We start from the raw sequence: 1175 nt of genomic DNA on the forward strand, positions 1-1175 counted from the left end.
CTACTACGACCGCGCGGACAAGATCAAGGCGGCCGTCCACATCCACTCAGATTGGGCCTGACTGGCGGCGCATGGGTCGATGGGCAGGGAGCGCTTCACCTGGGCATGTGGATCGCGCCCGGGGCGCTGAGAGACCATTGGGGACTCACGCATGAGTTCACCCACGGATGGCAGTCATGGGCTGGCTACAAGGGCGGCATGACATGCGACCAGAGCAACACCTGCGGATGGATCTACGAGAGCCACGCGAACTTCGCGCCGCATCAGTTGCCTGAATACCAGGACAACGTGCACTGCTCTGAAATGCTGGGCAACGCGCCGCACCTGTACCTCGGCTCGACCCGCGACAGGTACTGCAATTGGCAGTTCATGGAGTTCCTGAAGGACAAGCATGGCCAGGCCGCGGTCACCGGCATCTGGACCACCTCCGGCGCTGATCCCTTCACGAACCTCCAGCAGTCGCGCGGCTGGTCATTGGCCAAGCTCAACGACTTCATCGGTGACTGGGCGATGCACAACGTGGTGTGGGACTACAAAGCCACCCCCGGAGCCTTTCGAGCCACCTACGGCGACATCACGCGGACCGATCGAGCCGAGCGCATGCACCGGCTCATGCCGCTGGAAGCGCTGGACGACAAGTGGGCCACCAACCGCCGCTTCGTGTCGCCGTACTACGGAGCGCCTCAACGCTTTGGCTACAACGTGGTGCGGCTGTATCCCACCAGCGGCGCGACCACCGTCACGGTCAAGTTTCGCGGCATTGACCAAGCCGGCTCCGATGCGGGCTTCCGCTGGGGACTGGTGGCTACCAACAATGACTTCACCTCGGCGCGTTACAGCGTCCTCAAGCGTGGCCTGGACGGCGAGCGGACGTTTCGCGTCCAGCCTGGCGAACCGCTTTTCCTGGTGGTCGCGGCCACGCCCAAAGCCTACAAGTCAATCGTCTGGGACCGGGACTACAACTCGATCTGGCGCTACCCCTACATGATCGAGCTGACCAACGCTTGGCCCGAAGGTTTTCGCAACGGCGCGCGTGATGCCTGCCCGTCCGGTACGGTGCGCCACGCCAACGGTGGTGGTTGCGCACCGTCTGCCACGCCCGCCAGCTTCTATGTCGGGCCTTATGCACGCATCTTGCCCGGCGGCCACGCCAGCGGCTCGGCACGGATCGATGA

The 1175-nt window shown here is 63.9% G+C and carries 1 protein-coding gene; it reads left to right on the forward strand.

The genetic code is table 11. From position 1 onward, the window contains the following. Positions 1-105: 105 nt before the first annotated feature. A partial coding sequence (locus AC1DYI_RS36330) for a DUF6055 domain-containing protein (protein WP_477208936.1) occupies positions 106-1175 on the forward strand: 1070 nt, incomplete at its 3' end.

Source organism: Ideonella sp. P3_A4 (assembly GCF_056403075.1).